Origin of the sequence: Inhella sp. (assembly GCF_027532025.1) — a bacterium.
GTDB lineage: Bacteria > Pseudomonadota > Gammaproteobacteria > Burkholderiales > Burkholderiaceae_C > Inhella.
Genome location: NZ_JAPZSY010000082.1, coordinates 13,002 through 27,867, shown reverse-complemented (window position 1 = coordinate 27,867; position 14,866 = coordinate 13,002). Strand labels below are relative to the sequence as shown.

Here is a 14,866-nt window from a genome sequence, read left to right as displayed (position 1 = left end):
CGCTGGCGCATCTTCGAGGGGGCGCTCAACTCCACGATCCTGATCGACTTCCTGCATCGCCTGATCAAGGGACAGACCAAGAAGCTGTTTCTGATTCTGGACAACCTGCGGGTGCATCACGCCAAGCAGGTCAAGGCCTGGCTGGCCGAGCACGCCGACGCCATCGAGGTGTTCTACCCGCCCAGCTACAGCCCGGAGTTGAACCCGGATGAGATGGCCAACGCAGACATCAAGCAGGCGGTGACCAAGCAGGCACCGGCGCGCACGAAGCTGCAACTGGTGAGGGCCACGGCCAAGCATTTGCGTCCAGCGCCAGCCTGAACGAATTCGCAAGTACTTCGAGCACGGTCCCGTTCGCTACGCGGCGTGAGCCAAGTTCAATGGGGCCGGATCAATAAGTCCGCGCCAGCGTTGGAGGAAACGACGTGCGGCGGCGGGCAACTGCGGATTTTAGGTTTAGAAGCCTGCGCGGCCGGCTAAGCGTCTGCGTCGTCTTCCTCGGCCGCGCGCAGCGCCTCTCGCTCTTGCCGCGTAGCCGGGCCTTTGGCGCGCGCCTTGAGCCGCTCGGCCTTGCGCGCCTCGCGCTCGGCGTCGGCTTGAGCCGCCTGGGCCACCCACTGCGCAAACTGCTCGGGCGTTTCCAGCGTCACGCGGCCCAGCACGCCTTGGCGGAATTCGACCAGCACCACTTCGGCCGCCTTTTGCAGGTTCACCCGCCCACCAGGCAGCATGGCCCCGCGCTTGCGGCCGATGGCGGCGAGCGCCTCCTCGTCGCTCATCGTGGCCCAGCCCTCCACCGCATAGCGCTGGCTCAGAGCCTGCGGGTAGTCGGCGCGCAGCCGAGCCAGCAGCTCCACCGCCACCTCTTCCTCGTCTAACGCGTTGCGGCCCACGGCGCCGCTGGCGGCCAGGTGGTAGCCCGCCTGCTCCACGCTGATGCGGGGCCACAGCATGCCGGGGGTGTCGTACAGCAGCACGTCCTTGGCAAGCACGATCTTTTGCTCGACCTTGGTGATGCCCGGCTCGTCGCCCGTCTTGGCCACGCGGCGCCCACCCACCATGGCGTTGATCAGCGTGCTCTTGCCCACGTTGGGGATGCCGCAAATCAGCAGTCGCAGCGGCTTGACCATGCTGGTGCGGTGGGGCGCCAAGGCACGGCAGGCCGCCAGCAGCGCTTTGGCGGGCGTGATCTGCTTGGTGTCCATCGCGATGGCGCGCGTGCTCGGCTGGGCGTTGTAGTGCGCCAGCCAAGCCTCGGTGCGCAGCGGGTCGGCCAAGTCCTGTTTATTCAGCACCTTCACCGCCGCCTTCCCGCGCGTCAGCTGCGCCAGCAAAGGGTTGGCGCTGGAGCCGGGCAGGCGGGCATCCAGCATTTCGATGACGACGTCGATGCCGTCTTGGAGCCGCTCCTGGATGGCGGTGCGCGTCAGGGCCATGTGGCCCGGGAACCATTGGATGGGCACGAAAAGGGCCTGGGCAGAGTGTCGGGGTCGGGACAGCATTGTCCGGGACACCGCCGTACCATCGCCGCCCTCCCCCTCCTATCTCACCCCCGCCGGAGCCTCCATGGACCTCAGCACGCTCACCAACCACCAAATCCGCCTCGCCCAGCGCCCCGTGGGCCTGCCCGGCCCCGAGTGCTGGCAGGCCACTGCCGAGCCCGTGGTCGCACCGACCGAAGGCGGCGTGCTGTGCCAAACCTTGGCCCTGAGCCTGGACCCAGCCATGCGCGGCTGGATGAACGAAGGCAAGAGCTACATCCCGCCCGTGGAAATCGGTGCCGTGATGCGGGCCGGCGGCATCGGCCGCGTGATCGCCAGCGAGAACGCCGCCTTTCCCGTGGGCTCGCTCGTCACCGGCGGCCCGGGGGTGCAGGACTACTTCCTGGTTCCGGGCGACCAAATCAAGCGCACCGGCCTGGCCCGCATCGACCCCCGCCTGGGCTCGGTCACCCAGTGGCTGAACGTGCTGGGCATGCCTGGCATGACCGGCTACTTCGGCCTGATGGACGTGGGCCAACCCAAGGCGGGCGAAACCGTCGTGGTCTCCGGCGCTGCCGGTGCCGTGGGCCAGACCGTGGGCCAACTGGCCAAGATCAAGGGCTGCCGCGTGGTGGGCATTGCCGGCGGTTCGGCCAAGTGCGAGTGGGTCGTGAAGGAACTGGGGTTCGACGCCTGCATCGACTACAAGGCCGGCCCCGTGAAGGACGGCTTGAAGCAGCACTGCCCGGACGGCATCGACGTCTACTTCGACAACGTCGGCGGCGAGATCCTCGACACCGTGCTGACCCGCATCAACCGCAAGGCGCGCATCGTCATCTGCGGCGCCATCAGCCAGTACAACAACACCACGGCGGTGCAGGGCCCCAAGAACTACCTGAGCCTGCTGGTCAACCGCGCTCGCATGGAAGGCATCGTGGTCTTCGACTACGCCCCGCGGTACATGGAAGCCATCGCCGAGATGGCGGCCTACTTGAAAGACGGGCGCATGAAGAGCAAGGAAGACGTGGTGCGCGGCACCGTGGCCGATTTCCCATCCACCCTGCTCAAGCTGTTCAACGGCGAGAACTTCGGCAAGCTGGTGCTGCAACTGGCCGACTGAGGCCCGGGTCAAAGCCTCCCTGCGGTTGAGAAGGCTTCCCGCGTCACCGCCAGCGCCGCCAAGACGGCCGCGCTGGCGGCGCGCGCTGGCGTTCAGGCTTTCAAGCGCCGAGCCAGCGCGGCCGCAGCAAGGCTGACGGCCACCAGGGCGACGACGATGAGGCCCCAATCGGCCCCGTGCAAGGGGGCCAGTTCCAACAGGCGGCTGCTCGCCGGCCACTGGATGAGCACCACACCCGACGCCAGGGTGCCCAGCGCCGCCCAACGGGCAGCGGGGCGCCGCAGCCCCGTCAGTCCGATCACGGCGGCGGCGCTGATCGCCGTCAACAGCCCCAAGGCCATGGCGCGGGCGTGGGGCGCATCGGCGTTGGGTCCCAGCGCCAGCAGGTAGCCGCCCACCAGGGCGGCGCTCATCAGCGCCCCAAGCCCCAGGATCACCCACCAGGCCTGCGGCGCAAAAAAGCGCGCCGGCTGGCCGCGCACCGCGGCCGCCAGGGGCCCCTGCGGCGGCAGGTCTTGAAAAGCCAGCATGGCGGTCGGGTGGATGAGCAGCTCCAGCCAAACGATGTGCAAGGGCAGGAACAGCAGTGGCAGCCCCAACATCGGGATCAGGGCCGCCCCGACGACGAGGGGCATGTGGATGAGCAGCAGGTAGGCGAAGGCCAGCCGCAGGTTTTGGAACAACTGGCGCCCTTCGGCCACCGCGGCGACCAGGGTGCCGAAGTTGTCGTCCAGCAGCACCACGGGCGCCACTTCGCGGGCGCTGCGCGTGCCGCGCTCGCCCATGGCCACCCCGATGTCGGCGGCGCGCAGGGCCGGCACGTCGTTCACGCCATCGCCCGTCACGGCCACCAATTCGCCCTGGCGCTGCAAGGCCTGCACCAGCTCCACCTTTTGCGCCGGCGTGGCCCGCGCCACACCGTCCAGCCGTCCCCCCTCGGCCAGCAAGGCGGCCAAGTCGGCCTCGGGGCCCAGCGCCAGCACGCGCGGATCGCCCGCGCCCAGGCCGATGTCGCGCGCCACGGCGGTGGCGGTGCGCGGGTGGTCGCCCGTGCACATGACGACGCGAATGCCGGCGGCCAAGCAGCTGGCAAGGGCCTCGCGCACGCCGTAGCGCACCGGGTCTTCAAAGGCCAACAGACCGGCCAGGCGGAAGCCGTCGCTGGGCTCGTCTTGGGGCGTCTCCGTGCCCACCCCGTCGCGCCACGCCACGGCGATCACCTTGTGGCCACCCGCCGCCAAGGCATCCACCCGGGCCAGCCAAGCCTCGCGCTCGGCCGGCGGCAGCGCGCACAGCGCCAGCATCGTCTCGGGCGCCCCCTTGCTGCAGGCCAGCATGGCGCCCCCGTCGCACTGCCAGACCAGGGTTTCCCGCCGCCGCGCCTCGGTGAAGGGGAAGGTGGCCAGCAAGCGATCCGACGGCACGGCCGAGGCCGCCGCGTGCAGCGCCTGGTCCATGGGGTCGCCGCTGTCGGCGCGGGCCGCCCGAGCCGCCCGCTCCAGCAGGACCGCGTCGTCGCAGCCGGGTGCGGGCTGGAGGTGGGCCAACACCAGCGCCCCAGCCGTCAGGGTGCCGGTTTTGTCGGACACGATGCAGCTGACCCGACCGATGTTTTCCACCGCCACCGCACGCCGCACCAGGGCCTTGCGGCGCGCCAGCCGAAACACGCCCACGCCCAAGAAGAAGGTGTAAACGACGGGGAACTCTTCCGGCAGCGCCGCCACGGCCAGCGTCACCGCACTGAGCAGCGCGTCCACCCAACCGTGCCCCTGCCACAGCCGCACCGCGGCCAGCACCAGACACACCGCCACGGCCAGACCCAGCAGCCCCCGAACCAGCCCGCCGATGGCCTGCTGCAAGGGCGTTCGGCCTTGCGTGTCCACGCGGGCTGAACGCACGATCTCGCCGTAGCGGGTGTCGGCGCCGGTGTGCATCACGCGCAATCGTGCCTGGCCTGTCAGCAAGCGCGTGCCAGCGCTGGCCCAGTGCACGTCGTCCGCACGGTCCGGCAAGGGCCCGTGCACCGGCAACGCTCGCTTGACCACCGGCAGCGATTCGCCGGTCAGCGTGGACTCGTCGGCCTGCAAGGCCTCACCGCCCACGAGCAGACCGTCGGCGGGGATGTGGTCGCCGGGCGGGACCTCGACGAGATCGCCCGGCACCAACTCGCGGGCCGGCACGGTCTGCCATTCGCCGTCCCTCAACACGCGGGCGTGGCTGGCCAAGCGGCTGGCCAGCCCGGCCGACGAGGCCTGCGTGCGCCGGTGCAGCACCGCGTCCATGGCCAGCAGCGGCACGATGGCAGCCAACAGGGTCAGCGCCTCGGTCCACTGGCCCAAGGCGCCGAACAGCGCGGCCGTGAGCAACAGGAAGCCGAGCATGGGATCGCGCAGGCTGTCGCGCAGCACTTGGCGCCAACCGCCGCTCTCGGACGACACGATGTCGTTGGTCCCCCACCGCTGTTGCGCCGCCACCTGGGCACGGCTCAAGCCGGCCCCGGCATCGGGCAGATCGGGCAGGCGGTCGAGCGGGACGGGACGCTGGCTCATGCGTGCAGTGTCACCGCCTTGGTGCGCGCATGCCGCGCCGCGATGGCGGCGCAAGTTCACGGCCGCAGGGGACTTCAGGGGCCGGCATCCAGCCCGCCCCGGTTGCCAGAGCGCCCGAACCCGGTGAACATCGGCCGGATGCGCACCGACGCCCCCGCCCAGCCCGCTGTCGCCGTTCGTCTCGCGCGCGACCCACGCCAAAAGCTGCGGCTGGTGCGCTTGGCCATGGCCGCGGGGGCTTATGCCGTGGTCATCGCCTTGGGCATCGCCGGCGCACTCCTCGGCTTTATCGAGTGGCAAGGCGTTTGGCTCACCGTGTTGGCCGCCGCGGTGGTGAACGGCGTGTATTGGCTGCTCATCGTCTCGAACGTCAACCTGCGTTTTTCCGACCCCAGCATGACGCAGGCCCAGATCTTTGCCTGCAACTTCGTCGGCATCATCGGCATCCACCATGCGACCTCCGAGGCCCGCAGCATCTTCTTGATGCTGTACATGGTGGCCATCTGCTTCGGCATGTTCAAACTGACCGTCAAGCAGATGATGGCGCTGGTGGGGTTCAGCGTGCTGCTGTACGGCGGCGAGTCGCTTTGGAGCATTTACGTGCTGCACAAGCCCTTGAACGCCAACGCCCAGCTGCTGTACTGGGTGTCGATGGTGATGGTGCTGCCCTGGTTCGCCGCCTTCGCGGGCTACAACAACGCGCTGCGGCGGCGCATGCGCAACGCCCAAATGGCGGCCGAAGCGGCCAGCCGCTCCAAGAGCGACTTCCTGGCCAACATGAGCCACGAGATCCGCACCCCGATGAATGGCGTCATCGGCATGCTCGGCCTGCTCTTGGGCACCGACCTCAAGCCTCAGCAAAAAGAGTACGCCGAAGTCGCGCGCGGCAGCGCCGAGAGCCTGCTGGTGCTGATCAACGACATCCTCGACTTTTCCAAGATCGAGGCGGGCAAGTTGGTCATCGAGAACATCCCGTTCAAGCTGCGGGCCGGCGCCGAATCGATCGCCGACTTCCTCTGCGTGCCCGCCGACCTGAAGGGCCTGGACCTGATCGTGCGGGTCGATCCCGCCCTGCCGGACCACCTCGTTGGCGACGCGGGACGCATCCGCCAAGTCGCCTGCAACCTGGTGAGCAACGCGATCAAGTTCACCAAGCAGGGGCAGATCGTGCTGGAGGTCAGCCCCACGGCGCCGACCGACACCCATGCCCACCTGCGCGTCAGCATCACCGACACCGGCATCGGCCTGACCCCCGAACAGCAGAGCCGCTTATTCCAAAAGTTCTCGCAGGCCGACATGTCCACCACCCGCGTGTACGGTGGCACCGGCCTGGGCCTGGCCATCTCCAAGCAACTGGTGGAGCTGATGGGGGGACAGATCGGGGTGGAGAGCACCTACGGGCAGGGCAGCACCTTCTGGTTCACGCTCGACCTGCCGCTGGCACCTCCCGAGACCACGGCCACGACCTCCACCGCGCCTGAGCGCCAGCGGTCAGCGCATGCCGGTCGGCACGTCCTGTACGCCGCGGCCCACCCGGTCACCCGCCAGATCCTGGACGAAGAGTTGCGGCACTTCGGCCTCGTCCCCACCGGCTGCGACAGCGGGTTTGGCGCCCTGCAAGCCTTGCAAGAGGCAGCGATGCAAGGCCGAGCCCTCAGCGCGGCGATCTTGGCGCTGGACCTGCCTGGCCTGGACGGCCTGACCTTGGCGGCAGCCCTGAAAGACGATGCCGCGCTGCGCCAGACCCGGCTGCTGGCCCTGGGGCCGGCGTCGCGACAGTCCGACGCGGCGTCCTTCCAGGCGGCCGGCTTCCGCGCCTACCTGTGCCAACCCATCCGCCGCCGCGACGTCGGCAACCTGATCGACGCCGTGTTGTCGGCGCCTGACTCCTCGACCCCGTACTTCACCCGCCACAGCCTGGTGCAGGCCTTGTCGGACGACGCCCGACCGGCCCGCCACCAACAGCCCTTCCTCAACAGCCGCGTGCTGGTGGTGGACGACAACGCCGTCAACCAGCGCGTCGTCTCGGCCATGCTGCAGCGCTTTGGCTGCTCGGTGGAGGTCGCGGGCAACGGGCAAGAGGCCTGCGGCATGGTGGAGTTGCTGCCCTTCGACCTGGTGCTGATGGACTGCCAAATGCCCGAAATGGATGGCTACGAGGCCACCCGCACCATCCGGGCCCGCGAAGCCGACGCACCCAGCCCGCGGCACCTGCCCATCATCGCGCTCACGGCCGATGCCATGGAAGGCAACGCGGAGCGCTGCCGCAACGCCGGCATGGACGACTTCTTGTCCAAGCCCATCTTCCCAGAAGCCCTGTACGACAAACTGGCCCAGCGCCTGCCGCGCGGCCCGCGGGACGGCGACAACCCCGCACCGCCAACCGCCGACGCCCCGGCCAGCGACGCCCCCGCCCAGGAGACGAGCGACGACTTCGAAACCGTGCGCGGCTACTTGCGCGACGAGTTCGACACGCTGGCCCAGATGTACCTGGACGAAGCGGGCGACAAGCTCGAGCGCCTGGCTCTAGCGGTGCGTGACGAGGACTTTGACAGCGCCCGCAGCATCGCCCACAACGTCAAAGGCAGTTCGATGTCCATCGGCGCCCTGACCTTGGGTGCGTTGTTGGGCGAGATGGAGCAAGCGGCCGTGGAGCGCCAGCAGGCCCGCTTGCTCGACTGCCTGCCGCGTCTGTCCCCCGCCTACGATGGCACGCAACGGCGCCTGCGAGGCGCGATGAAACGGCCTTAGACGCCCCGACGGAAAGGAGCCCCCATGCCAGCTTTGCGCACCGTGATCGCCGACGACGACCGGATCACCCGTTCCATCTTGAGCACCATCCTGCTCGAAGGCGGGTGCGACGTCGTCGGGCAGGCCGACAACGGCGCCGACGTCATCCAGCTCTGCCTGCAGATCCAGCCGGATGTCTTGTTCCTCGACATCAACATGCCCAAACTCAATGGCTTTGAGGCCCTGGCCAGCATCCGGGAGGGACTGCCCAAGGTGCACGTCGTCATGCTCAGCGCCTCATCGACCCTTGACAACGTGCGCGAGTGCATGCGCCTCGGCGTGAACAGCTTCATCGTCAAGCCCTTCACGCCGGAGAAGGTGCTCAGCGCGCTGAAAACCGCCAAACGCTGAAGCCAGCCCGCTGCGCTCTTGGCCTCGGCGCCCGGGCTCTGCCAAGCAGACTCCTTGGGGGGTCCAGCATCACCGCAAGCCACCGGCTCAGGGCGCGACCCGTGACCCTGAAGCCATGTTGCGCAGCCAGCGCCCTGTGGCCTCATCCGCGGCCAACAGGGTCTCGATGGTCAGTTCCTGCAACACGATGTCATGCGGGCTGCCCAACACGGTCTGCGTGGTGATGAAGCGCAAGACATCGGCCCCCACTCGGATCTCCAGGGGCAAGATCCATCCGGGTGGGGCCGCCGGACACGGCGGCGGCGAGGGTGCCTCGGCCACCGGGTAGGCGCCCACCTCGTGGCGCAATGCCGCCAACTCAGCATCCCCCGTGGCTTGAACCTGCTGGTCCAAGCGCAACAAAACATGGGCTCGCCAAGCCGCCCAGTTGCCGATGTGCGGGGCGAGCCCTTGCGGGTGCAGCGTGGCACGCACGACATTCAGGGGCGCAAACTCCCACAAGGGCAGCATGTGCCGCAGGAAGACGGTGGCGGCGCGGTTGGCCTCGATCACGTTGTAGAGGCGATCCAAGGCGAACGCCGGGTGGGGGCTGTGCGCCTCCAGCAAGGTACGCACCGCGAGCAGCGCGCTGCGCAACTCGGGATCGCTCCATTCACGCTGGCGATGCATCGGTGCGAAGCCCGCCGCTTCGAGCATCGGGTTGCGGCTCCGCAGGGGCACGGCCAAACCATCGGCCAGTTGGATGACCATCTCCCGACTGGGCTTGGCACGCCCGGTTTCCAAGCAGCTGATGTGGCGCGTTGACACCCCCGAGGCCAGGGACAGATCCAACTGACTGAGGTTTCGGCGGCGCCTCCACTGCCGAAGCATTTCCGCAAAAGGAGGTCTGACCATGGCCCATGGTAGGGGCGGTTAACGGCAGCCACTTGACCTCCGAGGTCATTGCGTGCCGGGTTCGAGCCGACCATCATGCGGGCACCATCCACCGTCCCATGACGCCATGCCTGCTCCCGACGCCACCACTTCGCTGACAGTCCCCACCCTCTGGCTGCGATGGCTTCAAGCTGCGGTTGGGGCCACCATCCTGTTTGGACTCGCGATGGCGTTGCTGCCTGAAATCACCCGCCAAGGTTTCGGCCTCATCCTTTATGGCGAAGCCGGCGCCGTGGCTGGTTTCGGACCCGAGGTTCAGCCCTACCTCAGGCTCAGCCATGCCGTGATGGGGTCCTTGATGGTGGGTTGGGGCTTGGCCCTCTGGCTGGTCGTGCAGGGGCCATTCCGGCGAGGAGATCGACTGGGGTGGAACGTGCTGGCGATCTCCCAGGTCGGCTGGTACGTGCCAGACACGGCGGTGTCCATCGCCACCGGGTTGTGGCCCAACGCCGTGCTCAACACCGTGTTTGCCCTGGCCTACGCCGTGCCCCTGCTCGCGACGCGATCCCTGTTCCGGGCACGCTGAAGCGCAGCGAAACCAGCCGTTGGTGCCGCGACAGAGTCGCCAGCGCAGGGCATCCAACCTCCAGCCCGAACGCAGGACCCGCCGGCGCGTACAGGGCTGGATTCATCGGTTCAAGCGGAAAGGCGGCGGTAAGTCCTCGGCCGTGACAGTGCGGGCCAGGCGCCGTGTCAGGGCGACCTCCTGAGGCGCCCTGACGTTCGATCCGCCTTCCCGCCACACCCCGAGAACCTGCTGGCTCGGGCGCAACTCCCTGGAGTCCCTCATGCTGTTTTCCATGCATCGACCGATCAAGGTCTTGAACGTTCTTCTGCTGTTCCTGACAGCACTCTTGACCGCCTGCGGAGGCGGTGGTGACAAGGCCGACCCCGTTGCTCCGGTCACGCCCGTGGTCGCCTTGAGCGACTTCCGCAAGGCAGTGGCTGGTCACCGAGTCGTCGAGGTCGCTGTGCCCGGCGCAGATGGAACGAAACTGGCCACCTATGTGTACCTTCCCGCACAGGGCGTCGGGCCGTTCCCGACCTTGGTCATGCGGACACCCTACGAGCTGCCCATCACGCCGGTCAGCGGTTATCCCGAAGACCATGCCAATGCGGAGATCGAAGCCCGCGCGGAGGACGTGGGCTGGACCGAGGCCACCGATCGTGGCTACGCGCTGGTGGTGCAAGTCGTCCGCGGTCGCCACCGGTCCGACGGGGTCTTCGGCCTGTTCCTCAAGGAGGAACTGGCCGATGGTGACGCGCTGATCCGTTGGGTCGAGGGGCAACCTTGGTCCAACGGGCGCATCGGCATCTTTGGCGACTCCGCCAGCGGCGTGGCTTCGCTGCAAGCGGCCGCCTCTGGGCGGCCGTCGATCAAGGCCGTGTACGCACAGGCCACCTCCCCCGACTTCCTCGGCGGCGTGATCTTCCCCGAGGGGCGCGTCAAGTGGGAAGCGCTGCTGCCATTCGTGCTGAACCAGGCCCCCGAAAACAGCAAAGACCACGACGCCAAGCTGGGCCTGACATCCGCGCAGGTCGAGGCGCTGAAGGGCCAAGCCGGCGATGCGCTGCAGGAGATGTTCGGCGCCGTCGAAGCGGGTGACCCATCGCAGTCGAACTGGTGGACACGCCCCATCACGCCGGACTTTCCGATCGTCAGCCAGCTGTATCCGCGCTGGGCAGAATTCCTGGCCACCGGGCGCAACCCCAGTGCGTTGGCCGCGCTGGACGTGACCGACCGCATCCGTGCGCCGGTGCTGCACGTGTCGCTGTGGCACGACTTCTTCCAAGCCAGCGCCTTCAAGGCCTTCGGTCGGCTGCAAGGCACGCGGGGCGATCAAAAACTGATCGTGCTGGACGGCACGCATTACGACGTCGATGACCCCGAGTTGTGGCCGTCGCGACCCATGTTCGCTTGGTTCGACCACTGGCTCAAGGGCGAAGCCAACGGCGCACGCGACTGGCCGACCGTTCAGTACGTCTTGGCAGGCCAGCCCGAGGGCCCACTGCGCAGTTCGTCCGTGTGGCCGCCGGCAGGAACGGCGTTGGCAGCCTCAGCGTTGCTGGCACCGTCGCGTGCCCTGACCCTCAACCCCGCAGCGCCGGCTCCCACCTTGGGTGGCAGCCACCTGACGGTCAGCTCCGGCATGCTGGATCAGCGCCCCCTGTTGGAGCGCGATGACGCGGTGGAACTGCCAGGCACCACCCTGCCCGCGCGCAGTTTGCTGCTGGGCGCCGCCGAAGCGGAACTGACCGTGCTGCAGGCCGGGGCGGGCGACATCGTGGTCAAGCTGGTCGACCGCCGACCCGACGGTGAAGTGCGTCTGCTGCGCGAATCGGTGGTCGCACTGAAGGGTGCAGGCACACAGCGGGTGAGCTTTGCGCCGTTGGCCTACGCCTTCGACGCCGGCAGCGCACCCGGGCTGGTGGTGACCGGAGCGTCTTTGCCAGCGTACCGCTCCACGCTGCCCCCACTGGCGGGCACCGTGCGGCTGGGCAGCGCCAAGCTGCAACTGCCCATGGCTCCGGGCTGAGCCCCTTGCCACGGGCCCCCTCAGGCCAAGGCGGGCGGTGCAGCGGCCCGCCCCAAGGTGCGAGGCGGCACAGCCGCCTCGTCGCGCCCCAGCCCACAGGCCACCATCGCCGGCAGCCGGAGCGCGCACCCGTGCCACTGGCCCGAGAAGCCTGACCATGCTCGGACCGGCCCAGCGCTCACCCTCTCAGGGCATCAACCACAGGGTGAGCACGGCGCCGCCGACCGCCAGCACGACCAGGATCCCTTCAGCGACACGCTGGCGCCAGCCAAGCTGCCATCGGGTCAGGATCATGGCGACCGCGGGCAACAACTGCATTCCATGGGCCGCGACGAAGTGGGCGGGCCGGGGGTCGCTGCCGTCCAGTCGCCACCCCAGCAGGGGCAATACGACCGCGGACTCGAACGCCGACTGCGACCGACCGACATCGACCAGGGCTTCCCCCGTCCACGGCAACAGCAGCCCCGTCCCGACGAAGCCCAGTGCGAGCCCCAGCGCCATCAGGCGCTCGCCCGGCAGGTTGGCCTTCAGCACCAGCCAAGACGCGACCAGCCCCAGCCACAGGACGGCCAAGCTCAAGAGCGCTGCCCCGACGCCCATCAGGCCGAACATCCACTCCTCCAACGCCGTTCGCTCGTTGAAGTGCGAGTCCACACCGCGTGCCGCCTGCACCAGGATCCAGCCCATCTCGAAGACCAGGGCACCCAACACCGCATGCGATGCCACCCGCCAGCCTGGGATCCGCGTTCGAACGCTCAGCCACTGGGCTGCCCATGCCATGGTGATGGCGTAAACGCCGAGGGACAGTGCGAAGCGCAGGGGCTTGTCCCAGGGAGATCGACCGAAGACAGCGCGCTCATCCCAACCGGCCAGGGCAGCCAGCCATGGAGCCAAGGCGAGCAAGACCACGCCGGCCCAGAACAATGGGGCTCGGGGCTGGCGCGACAGCAGCAGCCAACCCCGACTGGACTTCATGCGCCGGCGCCTCGATTTCCAACGCCGTTGCTCATGCAGACCATCGAACCGAAAACGACGCACCGCCTCCGCTGGCCGGCCCGCAACTGACAGCCCAGCCATGGGCCTGGGCGATCTCTTGGACGAGTGCCAGCCCCAGGCCAGAACCCGTTCGCGTCTGACCCGGCGCCCGCCAAAACCGCTCAAAGATCTGCAGCCGATGCTCGACAGGCACGCCTGGCCCGCAGTCGTCGACGCTGATCCCGGCGCTGCTCAGCCGAACCTCGACCACCGATCCCGCCGGCGAAAAGTCGATGGCGTTTTCGACCAGGTTCTTCAGCAACACGAACATGGCGCCCGCATCGGCCTCGATCTGCACCGCACCCTCGGGTTCCTCCAGGTGCAGGGTGATGTCGGCGCGGTGCGCTTTGAAGGCCAGGTGGTCGAGAACCTCCCTCGCGACCTCCAGAGGCTGGACGGCGCTGCGGCGCATGGCCTGCGGATCGGCCACCTGAGCCAATTGCAGCAGTTGCTGCACCTGCCGACCCATGGTGTCCAGTTCTTGCAGCACCCTGGTGCGGTCGTCTTCGCTTCTCAGTCCCGCTTCGAGCCGGGCACGCGCCATGGCCAGCGGCGTCTTGAGTTCGTGTGCCGCGTTGGCAATGAAACGCTCCTGCTCTTGGAATGAGCGCTCCAGGCGATCCAGCACGCTGTTGAAAGCTTGAACCAGGGGCCGGATTTCGGAGGGCATTCGGTCGGTGGGCAAGCGTGCCGCCAGGTTGCGACCGCCCACGCCGCGCGCGGCCACCTCGGCGGCCCGGATGGGGCGCAACACCGACCGAACGGCCAACGCGCCGGCCAACGCAAAAATCAAGGCCGACATCGTGCCCAGCAGCGCCACCGTTTCGGTGATGGCCGGCGTGACGGCCTGACGGGCCAGCAACTCGAAACGGTCGCTGCGCGCCAGTTGCAACACATACGCCCGTCCATGAACTTCCCGTTGCCAAGCGCCGACAAAGAAATCGCGCCCGTCGATGGGCACCACGCCAAAGAAACCGGGCTGCTCGGCCACGCCACGAGCAGGGAGCAACGAGCGACGGTCTGCCTCGCTGCTGGCCACCACCTGCCCCGAGTCGTCCAGCACGCGGAACTTCAGGTTGACGAAGAAGTCATCGAAACCCAGTGACTCGTCGGCGGTGAGCTGCACCCCCACCACCTGCCGCTCGCCGTTGAGAACGAAGGCGTCAAAGATGTCTTCGGTCTGGCCTTCCATGCTCATGCGGGTGACCAGGTGACCGAAGCGCTCGGCCAGCAAAGTCTGCACACCCACCACCAGCAGCGCCGTGGAGGCAAACGCCAAAGCAAAGCCCAAGGCCAGACGCACCGCCAAGCTCGGCGTGCGGCCGGCTGCGGCGGCCCGGCCGCTCCCCGCCCAGCGGTTCGGCTCAAGCACCGGCGTCACCCTGGGGCTCGACCGATGCCCCCAGCGAGTAGCCCACCCCCTTGGTGTTCAGCAGCCGCACCGGGCTGCCCACCAGGTCCAGCTTTCGCCGCAGCCGATGGAGGGCCACATCCAGCGCGTTGGGGGTCACTGGCTCCGTCAGCCCCCAGGCCGCCGCCTCCAACGCGGCGCGGCGCACCACTTGGCCCTCAGCCCGCACCAGCGCGACCATCAGCTGCAATTCGCTGGGCGCCAAATTCACGCTCGAGCGCCCATGGCTGAGCCTCGAGGCGATGGGGTCGACCACCAGCCCGCCCCACTGCGGCGCGCTGGCCACCCAGGCGCTCTGCCGCCGCAGCAGCGCTCGCACACGGGCGACGAGTTCATCCCGCTCGAAGGGCTTGGCCAAGTAATCATCGGCCCCAGCCTCCAGCCCATCGACGCGATCGTGCAGAGCGTCTCGGGCCGTCAGGAGCAGGCAGGGAACAAGCACCCGCCGGGCCCGCAGGCGCTGCAGCCAAGGCAATGCGTCGCCCTCGGGCAAACCACGGTCGAGCACCAGCGCGGCGTAACGCACCTGGGCCAAACACACCTCGGCCTCGCTGACGCGCCCCACAGCGTCTGCGGCGATGCCCGCATGCTGCAACTCGAGGACCACGAGTTCGCGCATCGCCACGTGGTCCTCGACCAAGAGGATGCGATTCATGGTC

The 14,866-nt window shown here is 68.4% G+C and carries 11 protein-coding genes and 1 pseudogene; 6 read left to right on the top strand and 6 right to left on the bottom strand.

Features of this window, described 5'->3' with window-relative positions:
- A pseudogene (locus tag O9335_RS11150) lies at positions 1-370 on the top strand (transposase); the annotation flags it as partial.
- 106 nt (positions 371-476) lie between these two features.
- Here the strand turns inward: O9335_RS11150 and ylqF are convergent.
- Positions 477-1,463, bottom strand: coding sequence for a ribosome biogenesis GTPase YlqF (ylqF, locus tag O9335_RS11145; RefSeq protein ID WP_298387951.1), 987 nt, complete (start codon positions 1,461-1,463; stop codon positions 477-479).
- Positions 1,464-1,566: 103 nt separating this feature from the next.
- Between ylqF and O9335_RS11140 the strand changes: the two genes are divergently transcribed.
- Entirely contained in the window at positions 1,567-2,601 is a 1,035-nt protein-coding gene (locus tag O9335_RS11140) for an NADP-dependent oxidoreductase (RefSeq protein ID WP_298387948.1), read from the top strand.
- A gap of 92 nt (positions 2,602-2,693) precedes the next feature.
- On the opposite strand, the gene O9335_RS11135 is transcribed toward O9335_RS11140, so the two are convergent.
- On the bottom strand, positions 2,694-5,150 hold the full coding sequence (locus tag O9335_RS11135) for a cation-transporting P-type ATPase (protein ID WP_298387945.1): 2,457 nt from the start codon (positions 5,148-5,150) through the stop codon (positions 2,694-2,696).
- A gap of 138 nt (positions 5,151-5,288) precedes the next feature.
- Between O9335_RS11135 and O9335_RS11130 the strand changes: the two genes are divergently transcribed.
- Both O9335_RS11130 and O9335_RS11125 read left to right on the top strand, forming a co-directional pair.
- Positions 5,289-7,901 carry a response regulator gene (locus O9335_RS11130; RefSeq protein WP_298387942.1) on the top strand — a complete coding sequence of 871 codons (2,613 nt, stop codon included), beginning with the start codon at positions 5,289-5,291 and terminating at the stop codon, positions 7,899-7,901.
- 24 nt (positions 7,902-7,925) lie between these two features.
- A complete protein-coding gene (locus O9335_RS11125; RefSeq protein WP_298387939.1) occupies positions 7,926-8,291 on the top strand; it encodes a response regulator in 366 nt (121 codons plus the stop codon).
- Between the two features lie 87 nt (positions 8,292-8,378).
- On the opposite strand, the gene O9335_RS11120 is transcribed toward O9335_RS11125, so the two are convergent.
- Positions 8,379-9,161 (bottom strand): helix-turn-helix transcriptional regulator, encoded by a 783-nt coding sequence (locus O9335_RS11120; RefSeq protein ID WP_298387954.1) that lies wholly within the window; start codon positions 9,159-9,161, stop codon positions 8,379-8,381.
- A 229-nt stretch (positions 9,162-9,390) separates the two neighbouring features.
- On the opposite strand from O9335_RS11120, the gene O9335_RS11115 reads away from it, so the two are divergent.
- A complete protein-coding gene (locus tag O9335_RS11115; RefSeq protein WP_298387936.1) occupies positions 9,391-9,750 on the top strand; it encodes a hypothetical protein in 360 nt (119 codons plus the stop codon).
- A 262-nt stretch (positions 9,751-10,012) separates the two neighbouring features.
- The gene (locus O9335_RS11110) at positions 10,013-11,761 is read left to right on the top strand and encodes a CocE/NonD family hydrolase (protein ID WP_298387933.1); all 1,749 of its coding nucleotides are present in this window, start codon (positions 10,013-10,015) and stop codon (positions 11,759-11,761) included.
- A 186-nt stretch (positions 11,762-11,947) separates the two neighbouring features.
- Here O9335_RS11110 and O9335_RS11105 read toward each other — a convergent pair whose 3' ends face one another.
- The 3 genes from O9335_RS11105 to O9335_RS11095 are packed head-to-tail and all read right to left on the bottom strand — an operon-like array spanning position 11,948 to position 14,862.
- On the bottom strand, positions 11,948-12,736 hold the full coding sequence (locus O9335_RS11105; RefSeq protein WP_298387930.1) for a hypothetical protein: 789 nt from the start codon (positions 12,734-12,736) through the stop codon (positions 11,948-11,950).
- Between the two features lie 31 nt (positions 12,737-12,767).
- Entirely contained in the window at positions 12,768-14,168 is a 1,401-nt protein-coding gene (locus O9335_RS11100) for an ATP-binding protein (RefSeq protein WP_298387928.1), read from the bottom strand.
- Positions 14,161-14,862: a response regulator transcription factor gene (locus O9335_RS11095; RefSeq protein WP_298387925.1), complete on the bottom strand. Its 702-nt coding sequence runs from the start codon at positions 14,860-14,862 to the stop codon at positions 14,161-14,163. Before O9335_RS11095 ends, O9335_RS11100 begins: the two co-directional genes overlap by 8 nt.
- Positions 14,863-14,866 lie beyond the last annotated feature (4 nt).